The sequence below is a fragment of the Terriglobales bacterium genome (genome assembly GCA_035624475.1).
Taxonomy (GTDB): domain Bacteria; phylum Acidobacteriota; class Terriglobia; order Terriglobales; family Acidobacteriaceae; genus DASPRL01.
This window is the reverse complement of the sequence record DASPRL010000071.1, coordinates 1-3,203: the sequence shown is the minus strand read 5'-3', so window position 1 is coordinate 3,203 and position 3,203 is coordinate 1. Positions and strand designations below refer to the sequence as shown.

At 66.1% G+C, this 3,203-nt stretch carries 4 protein-coding genes; all 4 read right to left on the bottom strand.

The window, feature by feature from the left end:
• A partial coding sequence (locus VEG08_03225) for a flavodoxin-dependent (E)-4-hydroxy-3-methylbut-2-enyl-diphosphate synthase (protein HXZ26992.1) occupies window positions 1-439 on the bottom strand: 439 nt, incomplete at its 3' end.
• Window positions 440-474: 35 nt separating this feature from the next.
• Window positions 475-1,815 carry an RIP metalloprotease RseP gene (gene rseP, locus VEG08_03220; protein HXZ26991.1) on the bottom strand — a complete coding sequence of 447 codons (1,341 nt, stop codon included), beginning with the start codon at window positions 1,813-1,815 and terminating at the stop codon, window positions 475-477.
• Between the two features lie 24 nt (window positions 1,816-1,839).
• On the bottom strand, window positions 1,840-3,030 hold the full coding sequence (locus VEG08_03215) for a 1-deoxy-D-xylulose-5-phosphate reductoisomerase (GenBank protein ID HXZ26990.1): 1,191 nt from the start codon (window positions 3,028-3,030) through the stop codon (window positions 1,840-1,842).
• A gap of 13 nt (window positions 3,031-3,043) precedes the next feature.
• On the bottom strand, window positions 3,044-3,203 hold a 160-nt coding region (locus tag VEG08_03210), incomplete at its 5' end, for a phosphatidate cytidylyltransferase (protein ID HXZ26989.1).

Sequence of the window (3,203 nt, the reverse complement as noted above, 5' to 3'; positions counted from 1 at the left end):
AGTTCACGCCGATGCGCACCGGCTTCTGGTTCTCGACCGCAACCTCTATCATGGCGCGGAAGTTGTCGTCGTCCTTGCGCCCTACGCTGACGTTGCCGGGATTGATGCGGTACTTGGCCAGCGCGCGCGCGCACTCAGGGTATTTCTTGAGCAGGATGTGGCCGTTGTAGTGGAAGTCCCCGATGATAGGCACGCGCACGCCCTGGCGGTCCAAAGCTTCCACGATGGGAGCCACCGCGGCGGCGGCCGCGTCGTTATTCACCGTGACCCGCACCAATTCGGAGCCGGCGCGCGCCAGCGCCGCTACCTGCGCCACCGTGCCGGGGACGTCGGCGGTGTCGGTGTTGGTCATGGACTGCACCACCACCGGGGCGTCGGAGCCCACCCGCACCCCACCCACCAGGGCGGTGACCGTCTTCCTGCGCTCGATCTTCGCCATACGGAAAAATCAGTTTATCACGCGGGATTGTGACGTCAGGGCAGGTACTTAGCCAGCCCGGGCACCGCCTTGACCAGGTCGTTGTAGATGACCAGTCCCACGAACATCACCAGGAAGACAAAGGCCACCTGGTAGATGCGCTCCTTGATGCGCATGCTGATGTCGCGGCGGATGGTGCCCTCGATCAAGAGCAGCAGGATCATGCCCCCGTCCAGGATGGGGATGGGCAGCAGGTTGAGGATGCCCAGTTGCAGGCTGATGGCGGCGGTCAGGGAGAGCAGGGGCAGCCAGCCGGGCTGCTGCGCGGCCGCGCCCACCGCCCGCCCGATTCCGATGGGGCCTTCGAACTGCTTCACCGAGACCTTGCGCTCCACCACCTTTTTGACCACCTCGATGAACAGGAAGGAAAAGCTCTTGTTCACCTCCACGGACTGCCCAAAGGCGGCCAGGAAGGGCAGCTTTTCCACGATCATGCGGTCGCCCGGGGCGAAGCCCAGGCGGTAGCGGGTATCGCCGTTGATAGTGTTGAGCACCGGGGTGGCGGTCAACTCCAGAAGCTTGCCCGCGCGCAGGATGCCCACGCGCACCGGCTTGTCCTTGTTCTGAGCGAGATAGTCGAGCAATTGCTCGACGCAGCACATGCGGGTGCCGTTGAGGCTGGCGATCTCATCGCCCGCCTGCAGGCCTGCTTTGGCTCCCGGCATGCCGGGATCCACGTCCGCCACCAGGAGGGGCCGGTCCGCGGCCCAGCCCACGTTGCCGCCCATGCGCTCCACCCCCACGGTTTCCGGGGTCACGTTGGTAGCGATGGTTTGCTGGCCGCGCTGCACGGTGACGGGCAGGGACTGGCTGGGGTTGATCACAACGTGCAGGAAGACGTCGTCCCAGGTGGGCTGGTCCACGCCATCGATGCGGACGATGCGGTCGCCGGGCTGGATGCCGGCCTTGGCGGCGGAGCTGTCCTGCTCCACCCAGCCCACCACCGCCGGCCTGGTCAGGAACTCGGCAGTCTCGAAGTGGACCATGTACACGCCGGTCATGATCACGATCGCCAGGAGTACGTTCATGGCGGGGCCGGCCACCGCGACCAGGAAGCGCTGCCAGCGCGGCTTGGAGAGGAACTCATGGGGATCGCCCTTGCGCTCCTCCATGGGGTTTTCTCCCGCCATCTTCACGTAGCCGCCCAGGGGAAGCATGGCGACGCGGTAGTCGGTATCGCCGCGGCGGAAGCCGAACAGCCGCTTGCCGAAGCCGATGGAGAAGACTTCCACGCGCACGCCGCAGAGCTTGGCCACCGCGAAGTGGCCGAACTCGTGGGCCACGATCATGACACCCAGCACCACGGCGAACGCGACGACACTGATCAGAACAGACATGATGGCGATGGTTTCCTCTGGGGACTACCGGCGGCCGAGCGCCAGGGAGGAGCGCTGGCTCAGGCCTTCTACCCGCTCCCGGGCCAGGCGCCGCGCTTCGGCGTCCATGGTCAGCACCTGTTGTATAGATTCGGCGGCATGCGCCGGGGTTTCACCCAGTACGTCCTTAATTATGCGCGCAATGTCGTTGAATCGGATAGCTCCGTCCAGGAAGGCGGCCACCGCCACCTCATCGGCGGCGTTCAGGGCCACGCTCTTGGCGCCGCCCGCCTCCGCCGCCTCGTAGGCCAGCCCCAGGCAGGGGAACTTCTCCGGGTCGGGAGGCTGGAAGTCGAGGCGCCGCAATTCGGCCAGCGAGAACTTCATCTCCGAGGGCACGCGCTCGGGATAGCTGAGCGCGTACAGGATGGGCAGGCGCATGTCGGTCACCGAAAGCTGCGCCAGGATGCTGCCGTCCGTGAACTCCACCAGCGAATGGATGGTGGACTGCGGATGCACCAGCACGCTCACCTTGGCGGGTGGCAGGTGGAAGAGCCGGCAGGCCTCGATCACCTCGAAGCCCTTGTTCATCAGCGTGGCCGAATCGATGGTGATGCGCTTGCCCATCTTCCAGGTGGGATGGTTGAGCGCTTGCTCCACGGTGATGTTCTCGAAGTCCTTGAGGGGCGTGTTGAGGAAGGGCCCGCCCGAAGCGGTCAGCCAGACGCGCTCGACCTCCTCGAGCCGCCCGCCGCGCATGCACTGGTGGACGGCGTTGTGTTCGCTGTCGATGGGCAGCAGGGGCTTGCCCTGGCGACCCGCCTCGGCAGTGATCAACTCGCCCGCCGCCACCAGGCACTCCTTGTTGGCCAGGCCGACGCTCTTGCCCGCCTTCACCGCCTCGTAGGTGGCCTCCAGGCCGGCCACGCCCACGATGGCACTGACCACGAAGTCCGCTTCGGGATGGGTGGCGACCTGCACCGTCCCCTGGGGACCGTGCGCGACCTCGATCGTCAGCCCGGCGGCTTTGAATCTCGAACGCAACTGGTCGGCGTCTTCCTCACGTGCCATGGAGATGAGCCGCGGCTGCCAGCGCTGCGCCTGCTCGCAGGCCAAGTCCACGTTGTTGCCGGCGGCCAGGGTGGCCACTCGAAAGCGCTCGGGGAAGGACTCGACGATGGCGAGCGTGCTCCGCCCAATGGAGCCGGTCGAGCCCAGGATGGCAAGGCGTTTCATGGAGTGGCTGGGATTAGCTGGCGGCCGCCAATATGGCTGCATAGTACCACAGCACCGGAGCGGCGAAGAGCAGGGCATCGATGCGGTCGAGCATGCCGCCGTGGCCGGGGAGCAGCGCACCGGAATCCTTCACACCCGCGCCCCGCTTCATCATGGACTCGACCAGATCGCCG